The 18,229-nt window shown below is 45.0% G+C and carries 20 protein-coding genes and 5 tRNA genes; 6 read left to right on the top strand and 19 right to left on the bottom strand.

Translation table 11 applies throughout. The features are described 5' to 3' along the window. Positions 1-27 precede the first annotated feature (27 nt). A tRNA-Arg gene (locus ACFVS2_RS27080) sits at positions 28-102 on the top strand. Positions 103-267: 165 nt separating this feature from the next. Here the strand turns inward: ACFVS2_RS27080 and ACFVS2_RS27075 are convergent. From ACFVS2_RS27075 to ACFVS2_RS27060, 4 genes are all read right to left on the bottom strand, one after another. Then, positions 268-750, bottom strand: a complete 483-nt coding sequence (locus tag ACFVS2_RS27075) for a hypothetical protein (RefSeq protein WP_390239500.1) — start codon at positions 748-750, stop codon at positions 268-270. A gap of 42 nt (positions 751-792) precedes the next feature. Beyond that, positions 793-1,284, bottom strand: a complete 492-nt coding sequence (locus tag ACFVS2_RS27070; protein WP_390239499.1) for a hypothetical protein — start codon at positions 1,282-1,284, stop codon at positions 793-795. A gap of 391 nt (positions 1,285-1,675) precedes the next feature. Further along, positions 1,676-2,716 carry a FecCD family ABC transporter permease gene (locus tag ACFVS2_RS27065; RefSeq protein ID WP_390239498.1) on the bottom strand — a complete coding sequence of 347 codons (1,041 nt, stop codon included), beginning with the start codon at positions 2,714-2,716 and terminating at the stop codon, positions 1,676-1,678. After that, entirely contained in the window at positions 2,709-3,725 is a 1,017-nt protein-coding gene (locus ACFVS2_RS27060; RefSeq protein ID WP_390239497.1) for a FecCD family ABC transporter permease, read from the bottom strand. Before ACFVS2_RS27060 ends, ACFVS2_RS27065 begins: the two co-directional genes overlap by 8 nt. Before the next feature lie 266 nt (positions 3,726-3,991). Between ACFVS2_RS27060 and ACFVS2_RS27055 the strand changes: the two genes are divergently transcribed. Then, on the top strand, positions 3,992-5,008 hold the full coding sequence (locus ACFVS2_RS27055) for an ABC transporter substrate-binding protein (protein WP_390239496.1): 1,017 nt from the start codon (positions 3,992-3,994) through the stop codon (positions 5,006-5,008). Positions 5,009-5,083: 75 nt separating this feature from the next. Here ACFVS2_RS27055 and ACFVS2_RS27050 read toward each other — a convergent pair whose 3' ends face one another. After that, positions 5,084-5,242, bottom strand: coding sequence for a hypothetical protein (locus ACFVS2_RS27050; protein WP_390239495.1), 159 nt, complete (start codon positions 5,240-5,242; stop codon positions 5,084-5,086). A gap of 194 nt (positions 5,243-5,436) precedes the next feature. Between ACFVS2_RS27050 and ACFVS2_RS27045 the strand changes: the two genes are divergently transcribed. After that, on the top strand, positions 5,437-7,305 hold the full coding sequence (locus ACFVS2_RS27045; RefSeq protein WP_173616967.1) for a PAS domain-containing sensor histidine kinase: 1,869 nt from the start codon (positions 5,437-5,439) through the stop codon (positions 7,303-7,305). Positions 7,306-7,340: 35 nt separating this feature from the next. Beyond that, positions 7,341-7,475 (top strand): DUF4023 domain-containing protein, encoded by a 135-nt coding sequence (locus tag ACFVS2_RS27040; RefSeq protein WP_007720451.1) that lies wholly within the window; start codon positions 7,341-7,343, stop codon positions 7,473-7,475. A 249-nt stretch (positions 7,476-7,724) separates the two neighbouring features. Here the strand turns inward: ACFVS2_RS27040 and ACFVS2_RS27035 are convergent, their stop codons facing one another. Next, a complete protein-coding gene (locus tag ACFVS2_RS27035) occupies positions 7,725-8,960 on the bottom strand; it encodes a branched-chain amino acid ABC transporter substrate-binding protein (protein WP_390239494.1) in 1,236 nt (411 codons plus the stop codon). Positions 8,961-9,177: 217 nt separating this feature from the next. Beyond that, the gene (locus ACFVS2_RS27030; RefSeq protein WP_390239493.1) at positions 9,178-9,645 is read right to left on the bottom strand and encodes a copper amine oxidase N-terminal domain-containing protein; all 468 of its coding nucleotides are present in this window, start codon (positions 9,643-9,645) and stop codon (positions 9,178-9,180) included. A gap of 215 nt (positions 9,646-9,860) precedes the next feature. On the opposite strand from ACFVS2_RS27030, the gene ACFVS2_RS27025 reads away from it, so the two are divergent. Continuing rightward, positions 9,861-10,082 (top strand): hypothetical protein, encoded by a 222-nt coding sequence (locus tag ACFVS2_RS27025; RefSeq protein ID WP_390239492.1) that lies wholly within the window; start codon positions 9,861-9,863, stop codon positions 10,080-10,082. 131 nt (positions 10,083-10,213) lie between these two features. Further along, on the top strand, positions 10,214-10,816 hold the full coding sequence (gene clpP, locus ACFVS2_RS27020) for an ATP-dependent Clp endopeptidase proteolytic subunit ClpP (RefSeq protein ID WP_304502538.1): 603 nt from the start codon (positions 10,214-10,216) through the stop codon (positions 10,814-10,816). 114 nt (positions 10,817-10,930) lie between these two features. On the opposite strand, the gene ACFVS2_RS27015 is transcribed toward clpP, so the two are convergent. The 12 genes from ACFVS2_RS27015 to ACFVS2_RS26960 all read right to left on the bottom strand — a co-directional run bounded on the left by ACFVS2_RS27015 (position 10,931) and on the right by ACFVS2_RS26960 (position 18,105). Further along, a complete protein-coding gene (locus ACFVS2_RS27015; protein ID WP_173616971.1) occupies positions 10,931-11,116 on the bottom strand; it encodes an H-type small acid-soluble spore protein in 186 nt (61 codons plus the stop codon). 10 nt (positions 11,117-11,126) lie between these two features. Beyond that, positions 11,127-11,309: a hypothetical protein gene (locus tag ACFVS2_RS27010; RefSeq protein ID WP_390239491.1), complete on the bottom strand. Its 183-nt coding sequence runs from the start codon at positions 11,307-11,309 to the stop codon at positions 11,127-11,129. Positions 11,310-11,437: 128 nt separating this feature from the next. Next, the gene (locus ACFVS2_RS27005; protein ID WP_173616972.1) at positions 11,438-11,695 is read right to left on the bottom strand and encodes an HPr family phosphocarrier protein; all 258 of its coding nucleotides are present in this window, start codon (positions 11,693-11,695) and stop codon (positions 11,438-11,440) included. 49 nt (positions 11,696-11,744) lie between these two features. After that, positions 11,745-12,692, bottom strand: a complete 948-nt coding sequence (whiA, locus tag ACFVS2_RS27000) for a DNA-binding protein WhiA (RefSeq protein ID WP_106656365.1) — start codon at positions 12,690-12,692, stop codon at positions 11,745-11,747. Positions 12,693-12,700: 8 nt separating this feature from the next. Continuing rightward, positions 12,701-13,711 (bottom strand): gluconeogenesis factor YvcK family protein, encoded by a 1,011-nt coding sequence (locus ACFVS2_RS26995; protein WP_390239490.1) that lies wholly within the window; start codon positions 13,709-13,711, stop codon positions 12,701-12,703. Positions 13,712-13,789: 78 nt separating this feature from the next. Further along, on the bottom strand, positions 13,790-14,671 hold the full coding sequence (gene rapZ, locus ACFVS2_RS26990; protein ID WP_173616975.1) for an RNase adapter RapZ: 882 nt from the start codon (positions 14,669-14,671) through the stop codon (positions 13,790-13,792). A 235-nt stretch (positions 14,672-14,906) separates the two neighbouring features. After that, positions 14,907-15,866, bottom strand: a complete 960-nt coding sequence (trxB, locus tag ACFVS2_RS26985; protein ID WP_173616976.1) for a thioredoxin-disulfide reductase — start codon at positions 15,864-15,866, stop codon at positions 14,907-14,909. A gap of 64 nt (positions 15,867-15,930) precedes the next feature. After that, complete coding sequence (locus tag ACFVS2_RS26980; protein ID WP_390239489.1) at positions 15,931-17,577, bottom strand: tetratricopeptide repeat protein; 1,647 nt, start codon at positions 17,575-17,577, stop codon at positions 15,931-15,933. A 146-nt stretch (positions 17,578-17,723) separates the two neighbouring features. Then, positions 17,724-17,799 (bottom strand) — tRNA-Gly (locus tag ACFVS2_RS26975). 41 nt (positions 17,800-17,840) lie between these two features. After that, positions 17,841-17,916, bottom strand: a tRNA-Lys gene (locus tag ACFVS2_RS26970). A gap of 5 nt (positions 17,917-17,921) precedes the next feature. After that, positions 17,922-17,997, bottom strand: a tRNA-Phe gene (locus tag ACFVS2_RS26965). Between the two features lie 31 nt (positions 17,998-18,028). Next, positions 18,029-18,105: transfer RNA gene (locus ACFVS2_RS26960), tRNA-Asp, on the bottom strand. Positions 18,106-18,229: the final 124 nt, after the last annotated feature.

Here is an 18,229-nt window from a genome sequence, read left to right as displayed (position 1 = left end):
TTATAATAAAAGTTGTCGTCACAATATACGCCTGTAGCTCAGTGGATAGAGCAATGGTCTCCGGAACCATGTGCGGGGGTTCGATTCCCTTCAGGCGTACCATACCTTTACAACCAAGAAGCAATCTCCTGAATCAGGAGGTTGCTTTTTTGATTTGCTTTACAATGATTACGTTTACTTCATAAAACAAAAAACAGCCCCTACGAAGGGGCTATTTTTCGAGCGTGCCAAGTATAGACGAATCACTTGATCACGAGCAGTTGATCCTTACTGATTAAAGATCGCTTTGAATGAGTATGGAATTGGCGTAATTGGGATCGTTGGATTAAAAGCTCCATCGTAATGGGCAATTAGAATCTTATAATTTCCTTCCGCTGGGAGGTTTGCTGAGAAGTTAATGTTTGCCTTCCCATTAACATACTTCAATGTCTTCATATCTGGTGTAAAGATAGTGATATCTACAGTCTTAGAGTCAGAAGATAATTTACTTAATGCAAATTTGATTTCACCTGGTTTTGCGTAAAAATTATAATAGTCAAAATCTTTGTTGTGAGAGATCGCTGAAGTATATGAAACATTCGAATTGATGTAGGAAGCAAATGCAGGATCATCATTTGGCTCATAAGAGTCGCTTACGGAAGCTGCTTTTGAAGAAGCTTTCACATTCTTTACAGGTTCAGCTGCAAATGCAGATGCGGATAGAGACATTGCTACTGTCAGAGTCAATACGCTAGCTACGAATTTTTTCATGAATAATACCTCCAGTTATATTAGCAGGAATAGTCAGTCGTCTTATTGATTAAAAATGGCCTTAAGTGCATAAGGAACTGGTTTAATTGGTTTTGGATTTACTACCATAGCACGTTTATCAATTATTGAAATCGTATACGTTCCCTCTGCCGTGATATTAGTCGTAAAGTTAACAGTTCCGTTTACTGCGAAAAAGTCCTTTGTTCCTGAACCTGGTTCATCATATTTGTGCAGAATAACCCAAAATTGTCCTTGTTCCGCTGTTAAGCTGCTAAGTAAAAATTTCAGTTCTCCTGGTTTTGCATAAAATTTAAAAACGTCTGCATCTTTAACGTGACCAATCTCTGCTGAATATGAAACATTCGAATTGATATAGGAAGCAAATGCAGGATCATCATTTGGCTCATAAGGATCATTTGCCGAAGCAGCTTTTTGAGATGATTTAGAGATTTTTACAGGTTCTGCAGCCAGTGCAGATACAGAAGCAGATAATACAAGTGACAGGCTCAATAGACTTGCTACGACTTTTTTCACGAATAAATCCCTCCAAAAGCTGTGATAGTAGGTACTATTATTTTTTACCATTTTACAACTTAATTGTAAATATAAGTTTTGTAATTTTTTGTAATAATTTGATGATTTCACTAGAATTACGTCTACATTTATCGAACTATGACTGTTAATATCGATTTTTGCTATTCTCCGTATAATAGGGGTTCCCATGCACAAAGTAGCCCTTAACGATTAATCCCATTGATTATCACAAATGTAATTTATACTAATCTTTACCATATTTAAAGCGTTTTGTAAATTCGGATTTTGTAATATTTTGTAATAAATTGACAGATAGTAAACACAAAAAACCCTGAAGCACTACTCTCCTTCAGGGTTCTCACTCAACTATCGATAAACACACTTCGATTCCCTATTGATAATTCCTCGTTTTATACAATAGATAAACAAAAAACGGCGCTCCAATCGCTGCGGTAAAAATCCCAGCTGGCAAATCATGCGGTAAAAACACCGTTCTCCCAATCAAATCAGCCAAGACGACGAGCATCCCGCCCAAAACAGCGGAAGCCGGCAGCAAGTAGCCATACGCAGAGCCAACTAGCCTACGAGCAATGTGTGGAGCCATCAAACCGATAAAACTGATCCCTCCTGCCACACCGACCGCTGCACCTGCCAGTGCCACACTGATCGCAATCAAGAGCAATCGCTTCTTATCAATCGCTACACCAATGCCTTTAGCAATATCATCACCGAGCTCCTGGGCATTCAAATAACGGATTTGGAAAATCGTAGCGACGAGAAACAAAACGGTCCACGGAAGCAACGTCATGACATTTACCCAAGACATACCGTACACCGTTCCAGTCATCCATCCTAGAGCGTTTGAGGCTTTGTGGGTTTGGGTGATCACCAGGAAAAAGATCGTTAATGCCCCCATACCCGCTGAGATACATACACCGACAAGCGCGAGGCGAAAAGGTGAGACTCCCTCCTTCCACGCAGTGAGATACGTAAGCGTAGCCGTTAACAATCCACCAACCAAGGCCACCAATGGCATCCATTGCACACTTACATCTTTTGCGAATGTGATAAATGCTACCGCCGCTGCCGTCGCTCCCGCTGTAGTCCCGATCAAATCAGGCGAAGCTAACGGATTTCGCACCAAAGACTGCAAGATGGCCCCCGATACCGCCAGGGAAGCTCCCACCATGACTGAAACGACAACGCGAGGCAACCGCCAATCGAGCACGATCAATTCATTCTGTTCACTGCCTGCTCCCACAAAAGCTTTGATGACTTCCCACACAGGAATATGCAAGCTACCTAAGCCAATACTCAATACAATCACAACAGCTAACAGCAAAAATAGTATGAAATTAATTCCTAACGCCCGCTTATTTACATGAAACGAGAGCGCTGGCTTTTTAGTCCGAATAACTACATGTCTATGCATACGCCCTCCCCCTGACCAGCGGGATGATAAAAGCCACTCCGATCATGGCAGTTGCTACGCCTACTGGTACTTCCAGACGCATAGGCATCAAAACAAGGCGAGAAAGCAAATCAGCGCAAACCAGAAAAGCTCCGCCAAAGACAATCGAATAGGGAACCAACCAGCGATGATCAAGGCCGACTAAAAAACGACAAAGATGCGGGATGATGATGCCCACAAATGCAATTGGTCCGGCGAGCGCGACACTCCCACCTGCCAAGAGCACCACGAGGAAAATCGCTGTAGCTTTTACCAAGATAATCTTTTGGCCCAGGCCAGTCGCTACATCATCACCGAGTACCATCAAGTTTAACGAGCCGGTCAGTAACATAGCGCCTAACCAGCCTATTAGCAAATAAGGAATGATCATAAAAAAATGATCGAGCTGTCTTCCCTCCACAGAACCAACTAACCAGTAAAAGGCCTCTGTCATCGTCTTTTCTTGCAGCAGCATAAATAGAGAAGTCACAGACGAAGCAAAAGCGGCCACCGCTGCACCCGAAAGTGTCAGCTTGATCGGAGTCATGCCTCCCCGCCCAGCGGAAGCCAACCCGTATACAAGCAGAGCCGTCACACCCGCTCCAATAAAACCTGCCCACATCATTTGCGACATTGGGAATTGCGAGCCAAAAACAGCAATCGTCGTCACAATAGCTGCTGCAGCTCCAGCGTTCACACCGATAAGAGATGGTGAAGCCAAAGGGTTACGCGTCAACGCCTGCAACAAAACACCAGCTACAGCGAGGCTGCTCCCCACCGCTACCGCTGTCAGTGTACGCGGCATTCGGGAAGTCGTAATAATCAAATGTTCCTCTGAACCGGAAAATTGGGTGTATGCCTCTACTGCAGTAGTGAGCGAATACCGATTGATTCCGAAAAGGATACTAGCTACCATCACAACTGCCAGGACGACGAGCCCTACTATGAGTACAGTAGTCTTTTGCAGTCGGCTGGACAAAATCACATTCACGCCTGTTCCCTTCTTTCCATTGCATTCTACCTATTCTGTCTATTCGCTACATAAGTATGTAAGTTTCTCCCACTAATCAGTCTAAGCTTGCGGATAGGGCTAGTCAATGATATTGATTTTTATTATCGCTATTGGAAAATTCAGCACAAAAATATCTATAGTTTTCCTTTGATTCCAAAAAATATATTGACACATTGTCATATAAGCATATACAGTAGTGAAGAAAAAATGATAATCATTATCAGTTAAAAGGGGGATTTTCCATCATGCGCAAAACTTCCCTGCGTTTGATGCTCGGGGCTATGCTTTCCGCTGTAATGCTCGTAACAGGTTGCGGGGGACAGGCAACGTCTTCATCCAGCTCATCTTCTTCTACTCCAGCTGCATCAACAACTACACCAGCGCCTGCATCGGCAGCGTCTGAAGAGAGAGAAGTAAAACACTTTATGGGGTCAACAAAAATAAAAGGGACTCCGCAACGTGTCGTCGCTCTTACCAGTGAAAGCACAGAGGCTGTTCTCGCATTAGGGATTACGCCAGTTGGTGCTGTCATGAGTGGTCTCGGTAAACCTGGTGACCCATGGCATCCACATATTAAAGAAAAAATGAAGGATGCAATTGATTTGGGTGACGAGAACCAACCAAACGTTGAGCTGATCGCCAGCCTGAAGCCAGACCTGATTCTGGGAACAAAAGGACGCCAAGGACAAGAAAAAGTATACGCTCAGCTTTCCTCGATTGCCCCAACCGTCTTCTCCGAGGATCTCGTAGGCAGATGGAAAATCAACTTTGCACTTTACTCAGAAGCACTGAATAAAAAAGCTGAAGGCGACAAGCTGATGGCTGATTTCGATAAGAAGATTGAGGAAGCAAAAGGAAAACTGGGTGACAAGACGAAGATGAAAGTCTCTGTCGTTCGTTTCGTAGCTGGTAAAACTCGTCTTTACTTGAAAGACACTTTCTCTGGCGTTGTTTTGAGCCAGCTCGGCTTTGCTCGACCAGCCTCCCAAGACATCGATGAGTTCAAAAAAGACATTCCAAAAGAGCTCATGGCTGAAATGGATGGCGACATCATGTTTTACTGGATCGGCGATTATTCCGGTGATGGATCTGCCAATAAATACACCGAGGAATGGATGAAAGATCCGCTCTATCAAAAACTGAATGTCGCGAAAAACAATAAGGCATTCCAAGTTGACGAAGTGATCTGGAACGTAGGCGGCGGTATCCTTTCTGCGGAACTGCTTGTTGATGACATCGTAGAACGCTTCTCCAAACTGTAGGCTATATACTTTCCGATACCGTCAATAAAGCAGGAGTGGTTGAGATAACCACTCCTTTTCTTTTGCCTACTGGCATTATTGATCGAGTTCCTTACTACCAGCAGTATCCTTACTGGGCAGAATCGGATCTATTTGTTCAGGTTTACGTGAATAAGCTTTGTTTGTAACCAAAATCGTCGCACCGATGATGACGATAAAAATGATCACCAACGCAACGATAAAACCAGTAGTCATGCATACACCCCCGACTTTTTTCTAACTCTCATTATAGCTGATTTCCATGCGAGTCAGAACCTTCATGCATAACCAATTCATTATGGAATAACAAACTATTCCAAATTTTGATAGGAAAATGGCTCCTATATCTCGAATAGTTACGACAACGCTATCTCACTCAAATACTTGATAGACTATGCGGGGGAAATCTGATGAACAAGCTTAATACCCCTTTCTTATGGAAAAAGAAACGCTCAAAAAAGGAAATCACGCAAGTGTTGTTTCCAGATCAAATATTAAAAGCATTTTTTCACTTTACGACGGATGCCATCTCGATTAGTGATCTCGATAACAATATCGTCTTGGTAAATCATGCTTTTGAGCAATACTACGGTTGGTCCATGGAGGAGATTTACGCTTCACCGCTCTGCTTTATTCCAGACGAGTATAGGAGCGAGACCAAACAGTTATTTGATGCGGTCAGGAGCATGGGTGTATTACTAACCAATTACGAAACCATCAGGCAGCGAAAAGATGGCACGAAGATGGATGTCATTCTGTCAGCTGCTCCAATCAAAGATGAAACGGGAAAAATTATTGGTGCATCCTGCATTACCCGTGACATTTCCGACCGCAAAAAAATTGAAGAGGCCTTGCGTCAAACCGAAGCCAAATATCGTCTCCTCATCGATCATACCCAGGATATCGTGACGATTTATGATTTATCCATGCGACGCATCTATGCATCCCCATCAATCGAGCAATTGGGATTTGTTCCAGCCGAGGTTACTTCCCCTAACAACCTGCAACTCACACATCCAGAGGATATCCCTATGTTCCGGGACAAATTTCAAGAGATCATGGCAACGAAACAACCCGTTCATTTCGAGACCCGCTCTATGGATAGGAATGGAAACGAGGTCTCCTTCGAAACACGCGGAATCCCTATTTTAAGCGCGGTAGGAGACGTCCAAAACATCATGTTAGTCTCGCGAAATGTCACAGAACGCAAATACTCTGAGGCCGCCTTGTTTAAAAGTGAGAATACGAACAAAATCATCTCGGAATACACAGATGATCTTATTCTGATTACGGATAAAAACGGGGATATCCTCTATCTCTCCCCATCGCATTCACGTGTAATCGAAACGAGTGAAAATTGCCGCCAGCTCACCTTTGTCGAGATTCATCCAGAAGATCGGCAAACTGTCATTGACCATTTTCACCATTTGCTGGCGACCAAAGAACCAAAGATATGCGAGTTTCGTTTCCAAACGAAAAATAACAAATGGATCGTTCTCGAATCAAAGGGTGCCCCTATCCTGACAAAAACGGGAGATTGTGATGGCTTTATCATTGTATCGCGGGATATTACAGAACGCCGAAATAACGAGGAACTATTACGAAAGGCTGAGAAGCTGTCCGTAATTGGGGAGCTGGCTGCTGGAATCGCCCATGAGATTCGCAATCCGCTCACATCTTTGAAGGGCTTTATCCAGTTTCTTTATCCGAGCATGAATGATAACCAGCAGTACGCCGACATCATGCTCTCTGAACTGGACCGGATCAATTTTATTGTGAGTGAATTGTTAGTCTTGGCAAAGCCACATAGCATCCAAATCAAGCCTCTTCCGCTCATCCCTTTGCTGGAAAGTGTCTTGGCACTATTGAGATCGGAAGCAAATTTGAAAAACATCAATTTCCGTACCGCATTTGCTTACCATCCGATCATTGCAGGAGAAGAAAACCAGCTCAAGCAAGTTTTTATTAACATCATTAAAAATGCCATCGAAGCGATCGACGGACATGGTGAGGTTCTTATTGCCACCGCCTTAAAAGACAACCATCAAGTACTCATTACACTCACGGATACTGGCTGTGGAATCTCTGAAGAAATGATTCACAAGCTGGGTGCCCCCTTTTTCACGACAAAAGAAAATGGAACTGGCCTCGGCCTCATGATCAGCAGCAAAATCATGAAAGACCATAACGGCAGCCTAGAAATTAAAAGCAGGGAGCATGAAGGTACAGTGGTAGAGATTACACTGCCGATTGTTCAGGACCAAATTGGGTCATCCTAGAAAGGTGTACATCCCATCATCAGTGGAGGTGCCCTATGGATTTCACCAAAATGAGCACGAGTGAGTTCGTGGCCAAAATTCGCGAATCCCAAGCGAAAAACCTGCGTAACAAACAGCATCAGGGCTACGGTCATCCGGAACAGCGTCTGCCCAGCAAGCAACGAGTATAACGAAGCAAAAACCCACCTGCGAGCTCACTGTCGAGCCAGGTGGGTTTTTGTTTGTTATTGTGGATCCTGTTTATTCAGGTTACGATCTCTTTCGGACTTTTGCTTTTGGGTGCCTTGCGTCTTGCTGCTGTGTCCTTGGTTGCCGCCATTCTTCGTATTACGATTGTTTGACATCAGAATCCCTTCCTTTTCATTCTGGTATTCATGCCAAACGTAGTATGTCCCAAATAGCTTATTCATAATGAAGAATTACTTCGCTTCACCCATAAATACTTTCTTTCCATCCTCATACTTGTACACGTATACGGAAGCAAAGTCGTTGTCGCCTTTATCATTGAATGTTACGTTAACGAATTTGCCTTTGTAATCTTTGGTTTTATGAACAGCTTCCAGCACTTGTTCACGAGTTGGCTTTTTGCCGCCGTTTGCTTTGATCGCTTCTTCCAAACCGTTCAGCATAACACCCATGGAGTCATAACCAAACGAAGTGAAGATCCCTACTTTGTTGCCAGTCGCGCTCTCGAAGTCTGTGATCCATTTCTTACCGTCTTCCGTAGCACCAATATCGCCAACAGTAGAAGTAAAGACTACGTTATTCGCATTTTCCGCACCAGCAATTTTCACCATGTCAGCGGAGTCGTAGCCATCGCCGCCCATGAAGACACCTTTGAAGCCTTTTTCACGTGCTTGCTTCACGATGATCCCTGCATCAGAGTAATATCCACCGAAGTAGATCATCTCTGGATTTTTCGCAAGGATTTGGGTGATGATCGCACTATAATCCTTCTCGCCTGCTGTTACCCCTTCAAAGCCGAGAACTTGTACGCCGTCTTTTTCAAATTGCTTTTTCACTTCTTCCGCAAGACCTTGTCCATAAGCAGCCTTGTCATGCATAACAAAAGCCGTTTTTACATTCAACTGATTTTTGGCAAAAATAGCTGCCTTGGAGCCTTGTTGATCATCACGCGCACAAATGCGGTGTACGATCTTCTTACCTTGCTCAGTCAAATCTGATCCCGTTGCAGAAGGAGATACCATTACGAGCTTCTCTTGCTCGTATTGCGCTGCTGCTGTAATCGAAGCACCTGTTGTAGCATGGCCAACTACTCCGACTACGTCAGGATTTGAAATCAACATTTGTGCGACTGCTACCCCTTGTTTCGGGTCAGCTTGGTCATCTTGCGCGGACAATTCAACATCAAAGCCAAGTGCTTTAAATGCCTCCTTTTTTTCTTTCAATGCATATTCAGCACCAGCTTTTGCAGTGCTTCCGTAGTCAGAGTACTGACCAGACATCGGACCAACTACAGCAATCACGAGCTTCTCAGTAGCCCCGCTTGCACCGCCCGTGCTTCCTCCGCTATTGTTGCTCGGCTGTGGTGTCGCGCTTTGTCCACCAGTCCCCGTACCTCCACCACAGCCCGCGAGCAATGTACTCAGAGCAAATGTTGCAGCCAGTATCGACAATGATTTCTGTTTTTTCATAGGAAAGCTTCCCCCTCTTTATTTATGAGCAAACTATGAATCACAATCTTATTGTAGGATATTTTAGAAAATTTGCAATAGAAATGATTAAAAGAAGAATCAATCAAAAAACCTCTATCGCTGTCTGCTAATAGAGGCGTACACGTGGTGTATTGAGGCAAATAGCCACTTCTACGCATAGAAGTGGCTATCTTGATGAGAAGTATCTCATTGATTATTAGGAATTAATTGGAATACTCAGCTTGTAAGTGAGCGTTTTTGCATCGTACTCTACTTTTGCACCCAATTCTTGGGCAATGAATACGAGAGGAACGAGCACTGCTCCGGTCACTGGACGTGGCGGATTTGCTACACTGGTTTCTTTGCCGTTTTTATAAGCAAAGTTTTTGTTTTCGTACATACGCAGAGCGTAGTGGTTGTCTTTGGCAACCAGCAGAGATTTGGTCGTGCTATCCCATGCTGCAGAACCACCCAAAGCAATCGCCAATGTGCTCGCATTTACATACGCAACACCATTTTCAGTAACGATTTCTTGTGGGAATGGGAACTCCTTGCCGTTTAGCTGAACCTTGATTTTTTGTTGCTGTACAGGAGCAGGAGCAGTTTGGGCAAACGCAGCCGTTGCCGCTACACTTCCTGTTAGAAGAGCCGCTGTCAGCATCATTGTTGAAAACTTGCGAAGCATAATAAACACCCCTTAAATATCATGAAATGAATTCCAATTTTGTAAAGTTCGACACGAATCAACTTTTTCCTTCTTTTTTATTCCATACATTTCCTATGTAATTCTCTCCCCAAACATGACAAGACTAGGAAAAAAAATAAATATCCCACGAACAAACGTTTTTGTGCACAACCTGTGTATAACATTGTGGATAACTTTCGAAAGTGAGGCTTACCATGGCAGGGGAACGTTTTTTTCTCATTTATCAAGAGGCCAGTGACGAAGAATGCTTATTGACCATTGAACCGTATAAAGACCAACAGGAGCTGGCGGAAGCCATCAATCAGCTGCAAGCCAAACAAGTCGATGAATATACGATCATCAAGGGAAAAAAGATGAAAGCCACGTTGAAACTCGCCGTCGATTTGGCCGAGGCCGATGAGAATTCCAAGGAATGAATGTTTTCTTTTTTGAGTACGTTTATACAGAGGGAAATTGGCAAACATGGTAGTGAGGGCACGCACTTATGTGTTTGACCTTCATTGACCTTTTGTGTATGATATTGTTACAAAGAGAGGAGGAAGACTAGATGCATATGAATTTAATTCCAACCGTCATTGAACAGACGAACCGCGGGGAACGTGCTTATGATATTTATTCCCGCCTGCTCAAAGACCGCATCATCTTTCTGGGAACCCCAATCAACGACACCGTAGCCAATATCGTTGTGGCACAGTTGTTGTTCCTTCAGGCGGAAGATCCGGAGAAAGACATTCACTTGTACATAAACAGCCCAGGCGGTTCTATTACTGCTGGTATGGCGATTTACGATACTATGCACTTCATCAAGCCAGATGTATCCACCATTTGTATCGGAATGGCTGCTTCGATGGGAGCATTCCTGCTGGCTGCTGGGGCAAAAGGCAAACGCTTTGCTCTGCCAAACAGTGAAGTCATGATCCACCAACCATTGGGTGGAGCTCAAGGACAAGCGAGCGACATTGAGATTGCCGCAAAGCGTATTTTGAAGATGCGTGATCATCTCAACACCATCCTGGCTGAACGCACTGGACAGCCTTTGGAGCGCATCCAAAAGGATACCGATCGCGACAACTTCCTCTCTGCCGCAGAAGCAGTAGAGTACGGACTGATTGACAAAGTCATTACTTCCGAATCGTCTTCCAAAAAATAAGAGATATGTAGTAAAAAAAGAAGCACTCGTGCCTGGACTACGGGCCGAGTGTTTTTTTGTATGCCGAGCAAACCCCAAGAGGCTTCCCTTGGTTTGCTCGGCCTTTTCGATGGATCATTGTGATACTTCCATTAACTGACTGACATAGACCGTCCGGCTATGCCCTGGATTTTTTTCATCATGCACACGTGCTTTTGACGTTTTTTCGTCTACAGCATCGATCCAAACGGCTTGTCCTTCGTACTCTACCTTGATATGGTCGTCGGAGCTCATGATGGCTTGCGCTCTCGTTACATTCATAAGCGGCTCCCTATTGCTCATCTTCAATGGCTTGCTTGGCTGACGACGCCCCTGTCATCGTGTCTACAGTCGTTTCTTCAATCAGTCCGTTTTGGTCGGAAACAACTCCGCCCCCCAGCCCCTCATTTACCATCCGATCAATGTCCATATCATAACAATCGCGGCCTTCGTAACACTTGTCACGGTTACTCATGTGTCATTCCTCCTTCATGCAATATACATGGTTAGAAATGCCCTGCCCGAAGTGAATTGATACATAATCATCAAGATGACCAACAAAAAAAGACACCTCCCTACAAGGGAAAAGTGTCTCTCGTAACTCTATTCTTCCTTGCTTACCAGATTCGTAAGGCTGGTGACTGCCTGGGAGGCATCCGGCCCTTCTGCCAAAATGGTAATTTCCGTTCCAGAGCTGATTGCGAGGCTCATGATACCCATGATGCTTTTCGCATTGACCTTCTTGTTGCCTTTTTCTACGAATACTTCCGATGCAAAACGGTTAGCCTCCTGTACGAAAAAGGCTGCTGGACGAGCTTGCAAACCGGTCTTTAAGTGAACCACGACCTGCTGTTGAACCATGAATGGACCTCCTCACTTGTAGACTATTATCCTTTAGTATAACATGCATCTACATCGAAATATTTTGTTTTTCTCGTATTTTGTCAGCGATTTCGTTAATTTTTCGCAAGCGGTGGTTAATGCCCGATTTGCTCACTACTCCGCTTGGCACCATCTCACCCAATTCTTTCAAATTGATGTCAGGATGAGCCACTCGAAGCTCCGCGACCTCTCGCAGACGTTTTGGCAAATTCTCCAATCCCATCTCTTGATCGATGAGCTGAATATTTTCCATTTGTCTGGTGGCTGCATTCACCGTTTTGTTTATGTTGGCGATTTCGCAATTGTGTAAACGGTTTACCGAGTTCCGCATGTCCTTTACGATTCGGACGTCCTCGAAATACAGAAGCGCCTGATGAGCTCCAATCAAGCTCAAAAACTCTGTAATCTTTTCGCCTTCTTTAATATAGAGAACATACCCTTTTTTCCGCTCGATGCACTTGGCATTTAGTTTATACCGATTGGCGATCTTGGTCAATGCTTCGCAAAAATCCTGATAGGAAGTGAAAATCTCCAGATGATAGCTGGATGCTTCTGGATGATTCACAGATCCCCCCGCCAAAAAAGCCCCCCGCAAATAAGCAGCGCGGCAACAGGACTTTTTTACAATCTCAGGAGCGATTCCTGGGATAAACGACAGGCTTTGATCCATGATGCCCAAGTCTTGCAAGATCTCATTGGCCTTATTTGGAATACGCACAATGTAGACGTTGTTCTTTTTCAAACGCATTTTTTTGCGAACCAGTAGTTCAGCGTGTATCTGAAACAGCCTTTTGATTAACGTGTAAATGCGTCGGGCAATCGCCGCGTTCTCTGTCGTCACATCCAGCACCAGTCGTCCGGCTCCAAACTGCAGGCTTCCATTCATCCGAATCAAGGCTGAGAGCTCTGCCTTGCTGCAGCAATCGGCACCCTCCGTCATGGTAAGTTCTTTTTTGGTATGCGCGGCGAATGACATCGACTTCACTACTCCTTCTCTATCTTCAGCACCTTCCGTCTTCGTCTGACGAGTGACACAACCTGCTTGCTGACAGCATGTGCATCATGACGTAGGTATCCGTCCTCAAATGTGACTAACGGCCTCGCCACAACATGCAGACCGATTTGGCGCAATTGCTTTAAGTCACATCGGACAGGAGCTGCTCCTTTTTCCGCATATTTGTCCAATACATGGGCAGGCAGCTCGGCTGAATTGACAATGATCGTATCCAAAAATGGTCTATCTACATGTTCATACATGACTTTCACGTGCCTGGATGCAGAAAAACCGTCTGTCTCCCCCGGTTGTGTCATGACATTACAAATGTAGATTTTCGGGGCTTGTGCGCGTGTAATCGCTTCAAATAACCCGCGTACTAATAAATTGGGCAGGATGCTCGTGTACAAGCTGCCAGGCCCAATCAAAATGGCATCCGCATCGGCAATAGCCATCAGGGCTTCGCTCAGAGGAACAGCATCCTCCGGATCAAGGAACACCCGCTTGATTTCTTTGCCAGTCAACGGTATTTGGGATTCTCCGATTACGAGAGATCCATCTGTCATTTCCGCTTTCAACTGAATCGATTGCGTGGAAGCTGGCAATACATCTCCACGTACTGCCAAAACCCCGCTTAATGTTTTGACTGCGGTGACAAAATCTCCAGTGATTTCGTTCATCGCTGCAAGTAATAGATTTCCCAAATTATGCCCTGCTAATCCCGTGCCTGTGGAAAAACGATATTGCATGACTTTTTCCATCAACGGCTCTGTATCGGCCAGAGCAGTCAAGACGTTTCGAATGTCGCCAGGTGGAAGCATATCCATTTCTTCTCGCAAACGTCCAGAGCTTCCCCCATCGTCTGCTACCGTAACAATCGCTGTGATATGCACTGGCTCGTGCTTCAAACCGCGTAGAAGGACGGACAGACCCGTTCCTCCGCCAATAACGACTACCCGTAATGGCCTTGACTGTAGCCTCCCGACTCCCTTAGTAGGCATATGTCACCTCATTATTTCTAATACATATACCACAGGTGGCTATTTATGCGCGTTTCAGTCTTTCCTGCCATCTTATGCTCATTTGTTCTTTTCCATGTCTCGATGACTGACACGGACAGAAAAATCTTTGCCAAAGGTTTCTCCCAAATGTTCTGCAATGGCGACCGAGCGATGTTTGCCACCGGTGCATCCAATTCCTATCACAAGTTGACTTTTTCCTTCTCGCTGGTAATGCGGCAGGGTGTACCCCAAAAAGTCTGTAAGCTTTTCTAAGAATTCTTTTGTGTCCTTGTGCTGCATCACATACTCTGCCACGTCTGGATCACATCCTGTTTTCGGACGCAAATCCTCCACATAATGTGGGTTAGGCAAAAAACGGACATCAAACATCAAGTCAGCGTCTATCGGTGCGCCGTATTTGAAACCAAACGACAGCACATTAATCGTAAGGGGTGATCCTTGTTGACCGTATTGGTTGATGATTTTTTCTCGAAGCTGAACTGGCTTCATTTGACTCGTATCGATAATCTGATGCGCCCAGCCCTTCATTTCCTCCAACAAACGGCGCTCAGCGTGAATTCCTTCCAAAGGAGAACCGTTCGGGGAAAGCGGATGTCTGCGACGTGTTTCCTTATAGCGAGAAACCAATGTCTGATCGTTCGCATCCAGATAAAGGATGTGGTACGATAATCCATTCATCTGATTGAGGCTCTCCATGGTTACGGCTAGATTTTCAAAAAACTCACGCCCTCGCAAGTCAATCACCAATGCGACTCGCTCAATACTCCCACCAGACTGTTTGACCAACTCAGCAAATTTGGGAATCAGTACAGGGGGTAGGTTGTCTACACAAAAAAAGCCTAGGTCCTCCAAGCTTTGTACAGCAACTGTCTTTCCCGCACCTGACATTCCGGTAATAATCAGGAGATTCATGGCCTTGTCGTTTCCCAATTCCGTCACGCAACTCGCCTCCTACGATTCTGACAATAGCATACCATATTGTCCACCTTATTCGCACCTTTTTGAACCGCTTCCCCTGTTTTTCCAATGACGTCTTCAATAGGCATACAAGCTTTTTTAGAAAAAAAGATGCGTGACTGAATGCCAGCCACGCAACAATTGTTTATATAGATAAGGGGGTCAATTCATTGTCTATAGATTACTCTTGAATTATTTCACCCATGTTACAAGCAGGTTAAGAGATTGTGACATTTTGTTCCTTTAGCTTTTCATTCAGCTCTTCTACATAGTGTTGAGCAGATTGAGCAGCGATAGAACCGTCTCCAGTAGCAGTCACGACTTGACGCAGCATTTTTTCGCGTACATCTCCTGCTGCAAAAACACCTTTTACTTTGGTTTTCATTTTTTCGTCTGTCAGTACGTAGCCTGCATCGTTGGTGATGCCCAGTGGACGTACGCTTGCAGTCAATGGGTCCATACCAACGTAGATGAACGCTCCATCTGCTGGGTATTCTCTTTGTTCACCTGTTTTCGTGTTTTCCAAGAGAACCGCTTGTACTTTGCCTTCACCACGGATCTCTTTTAGTTCTGTATCCCAGATCACTTCGATTTTTTCGTTATCGAAAGCGCGTTTTTGCAGGATTTTCTGTGCACGGAACTGATCACGACGGTGAACGATCGTCACTTTGGAAGCGAAGCGAGTAAGGAATACAGCCTCTTCCACCGCGGAGTCTCCTCCACCAACAACCACCAGCTCTTTATTGCGGAAAAAGGCACCGTCGCAAACCGCGCAGTAAGAAACACCACGGCCGGACAATTCTTTTTCGCCTTGTACACCGAGCAAACGATGCTCAGCACCAGTTGCCACAATAACAGATTTGGTCAAGTATTCTTTGTCACCCGTGATAACGCGCTTGTACGGCTCTTCATCACGGATTTCCTTGATTTCGCCATATGCATACTCCGCACCGAATTGCTGTGCATGCTCAAACATTTTTGTAGAGAGATCAGGGCCAAGAATAGAAGTGAAGCCTGGGTAGTTCTCGATATCTTCCGTGTTGGCCATTTGACCGCCTGGAATTCCTCTCTCCAGCATCAATGTGCTCATGTTCGCACGGGATGTATATACTGCAGCCGTCATTCCAGCAGGGCCAGCTCCGGCAATAATAACATCATAAATTTTTTGATCGCTCATGCTTGTTGCCTCCTCATCTCACACAGTTTTGTTTCCTTATTTAAATTAATTATAATGTAATAATCTATTTAAAATCAAGTGTCGACAAAACTTTGACGCACTTTGCCAAGGTAGCGGCAGAAATGCCGTATTTTTGAGCTAGAAGGGCTTGTGACTGTTTTTCGTTCGTTATCGTTCCGTATACATATTCTAATGCTGCGACCCACGCTACTTCTTTTCGCACTTGTACACGACTTTGGGCATATTCATGATGCTTGCGCCATACATCGAGGCACCATTCTCCGGCCTCTTGCTTGCCCTGCGAGAGCAAATAACGGCTTATTTCTTCTTCTATACTGCTCTTTTGCTCTTCCGTCGTCGTTGGTGAACTATTCGATCCATCAGGAGTTCCTTCCGGCATGTCTGCACCCATATCAGCCAGAGCCAGCAAAGCCAACTTTTGCAGCTGTTGGTTATCCGTCTGGTAATAAAATTGACGAACCGCAGTTTCAGCTTCATCGTCTCCGATCAGAGACAATGTTTGCAGCACCGCGAATTTCACTTCATCGCGTCCATGCTGCAATGCCCAGAGAAGGGAAGCTCGAATCATCGGGTCTGTTTTAAAATCTTCCACTCCTGTGAACGAAGCCTTTTCCCAAGAAACATCACGTTGGGTCGTATTGTATTGGTAGGGGATCGGTTTTATAGTCTCCCCTTCTTGTTCGTTTTTTACCATTTGAATGTATTGATCTGCGATTCCTGCTTCTGGATCTAACTGCTTGGCTTTTTGCCACCAGCGCAGTGATTGATCCTTTTTCCCGCTCAAATAAGCGGAGATCGCAGCATAATGGTACGTGCACGCTTCATGCGGCCGTCCATTTCGGAGCATACGTTGGTAATGGAAATACGCTTCATCATGCTGGCCGAGCACTCCCATTGTTGTTGCGAGCTTATAGGTATTTTCCGGATGGAACGGAACGACCTTTTTCAGCATATCAATCAAGCTCAACAGCTCTGTCGTTTGATTGTGATGGGAGAGCAAAACCGCCAAGTTGCACAGTGCATGCAGGTTTCCTTCTTCCTTATCCAGCGTCTGTTCGATTGTCTCCATCGCCTTCTGGAATTCCCCAGCATAATAGTAGGCGAGAGACAAATTGTTCCACGCTGGCAAAAAGTCAGGATCAGCTTCGACTATTTCTTTTAAGGTATCCAGTGCCTCCAAGAAACGTCCCTCTTCCAGACTGCGACGAGCTCGTTCATGCTTGCTGTATACGTCCTCTTTTTCACTTGGGAGGAAGTGTCGCGGTGGCATGTCCAGCTCAAAGTAAATATAGTCGAGGAGCTCTTCGGCATCTTCCCGATACGGTCCAGTGCTATCTTCTTGTAAATAGCGAACAGCCATTTCTTCTGCCATATGGTAATCTTCTAGGTTGGCATAGTTATTCGCCATGTAGAAATACACTTCTGTCATGGATGGGTCCCATTTTTCTATCACTTCATAGAGGACTTCATTTGACGCTTCAAACTGTCCGGTTTCAGCTAAGGCACTAGCCAAATGGCAGTGGCATTCTGCATTCGTCGGCTCCATTTCAACTGCTCGGCGAAATGAACGCAATGCTTTATCATAGTCGTACCGATTCAAACAACGCATTCCCCGGTCAACAAAAAAAGCAGCATCTTGCTTAAAGTCAACAACGGTCGTTTTCTTCAAAATACTTTTGTTATGTTTCATAAAACCTCCAACATCGTAGGAGCTTACACTCCAAGTATCGTACCAGAAGCATCGGCACCCTACAAGCTGACTCGTCTTTTAAAGTGTTCAGCGGATAAAGCAAGAAACACCACTGGCCCATAGCAAGTGGTGTTTACGAACAAAAATGGAGCGGACGAAGGGTCTCGAACCCTCGACCTTCGCCTTGGCAAGGCGACGCTCTACCAATTGAGCTACGTCCGCATATCTTATCAACTATTCATATTTTGTCCGATTGAAAAAACTGGTGAGCCATGAAGGACTCGAACCTTCGACCCTCTGATTAAAAGTCAGATGCTCTACCAACTGAGCTAATGGCTCGTACATGGTGGCTCGGGACGGAATCGAACCGCCGACACGAGGATTTTCAGTCCTCTGCTCTACCGACTGAGCTACCGAGCCATATACTTTGTTCGCCACTCTTAAATAAGAATGGCGGAGCTGACGGGACTCGAACCCGCGACCTCCGGTGTGACAGACCGGCGTGAACTCCAACTTCACCACAGCTCCATATAGAAGGTTTGTTCCTTCAAAACTGAATATGCATGATTGCTAAGAATTTGTGGATAAGTCCTCGACCGATTAGTATTCGTCAGCTCCACGCGTTACCGCGCTTCCACACCGAACCTATCAA

Origin of the sequence: Brevibacillus sp. NPDC058079, assembly GCF_042885155.1 — a bacterium.
Classification (GTDB): Bacteria; Bacillota; Bacilli; order Brevibacillales; family Brevibacillaceae; genus Brevibacillus.
This window is presented reverse-complemented; position numbering and strand designations above follow the sequence as displayed.

Coding starts and splice junctions, on each gene's coding strand:
- ACFVS2_RS27005 (WP_173616972.1), bottom strand. CDS start 11,695: ATGGTTCAACAGCAGGTCGTGGTTCACTTAAAGACCGGTTTGCAAGCT.
- ACFVS2_RS27025 (WP_390239492.1), top strand. CDS start 9,861: ATGGCAGGGGAACGTTTTTTTCTCATTTATCAAGAGGCCAGTGACGAA.
- ACFVS2_RS27065 (WP_390239498.1), bottom strand. CDS start 2,716: ATGCATAGACATGTAGTTATTCGGACTAAAAAGCCAGCGCTCTCGTTT.
- ACFVS2_RS27030 (WP_390239493.1), bottom strand. CDS start 9,645: ATGCTTCGCAAGTTTTCAACAATGATGCTGACAGCGGCTCTTCTAACA.
- ACFVS2_RS26995 (WP_390239490.1), bottom strand. CDS start 13,711: ATGCCTACTAAGGGAGTCGGGAGGCTACAGTCAAGGCCATTACGGGTA.
- trxB (WP_173616976.1), bottom strand. CDS start 15,866: ATGAGCGATCAAAAAATTTATGATGTTATTATTGCCGGAGCTGGCCCT.
- ACFVS2_RS27045 (WP_173616967.1), top strand. CDS start 5,437: ATGAACAAGCTTAATACCCCTTTCTTATGGAAAAAGAAACGCTCAAAA.
- ACFVS2_RS27015 (WP_173616971.1), bottom strand. CDS start 11,116: ATGAATGTAACGAGAGCGCAAGCCATCATGAGCTCCGACGACCATATC.
- ACFVS2_RS27035 (WP_390239494.1), bottom strand. CDS start 8,960: ATGAAAAAACAGAAATCATTGTCGATACTGGCTGCAACATTTGCTCTG.
- ACFVS2_RS27050 (WP_390239495.1), bottom strand. CDS start 5,242: ATGACTACTGGTTTTATCGTTGCGTTGGTGATCATTTTTATCGTCATC.
- ACFVS2_RS27010 (WP_390239491.1), bottom strand. CDS start 11,309: ATGAGTAACCGTGACAAGTGTTACGAAGGCCGCGATTGTTATGATATG.
- ACFVS2_RS26980 (WP_390239489.1), bottom strand. CDS start 17,577: ATGAAACATAACAAAAGTATTTTGAAGAAAACGACCGTTGTTGACTTT.
- ACFVS2_RS27055 (WP_390239496.1), top strand. CDS start 3,992: ATGCGCAAAACTTCCCTGCGTTTGATGCTCGGGGCTATGCTTTCCGCT.
- ACFVS2_RS27075 (WP_390239500.1), bottom strand. CDS start 750: ATGAAAAAATTCGTAGCTAGCGTATTGACTCTGACAGTAGCAATGTCT.
- whiA (WP_106656365.1), bottom strand. CDS start 12,692: ATGTCATTCGCCGCGCATACCAAAAAAGAACTTACCATGACGGAGGGT.
- clpP (WP_304502538.1), top strand. CDS start 10,214: ATGCATATGAATTTAATTCCAACCGTCATTGAACAGACGAACCGCGGG.
- ACFVS2_RS27040 (WP_007720451.1), top strand. CDS start 7,341: ATGGATTTCACCAAAATGAGCACGAGTGAGTTCGTGGCCAAAATTCGC.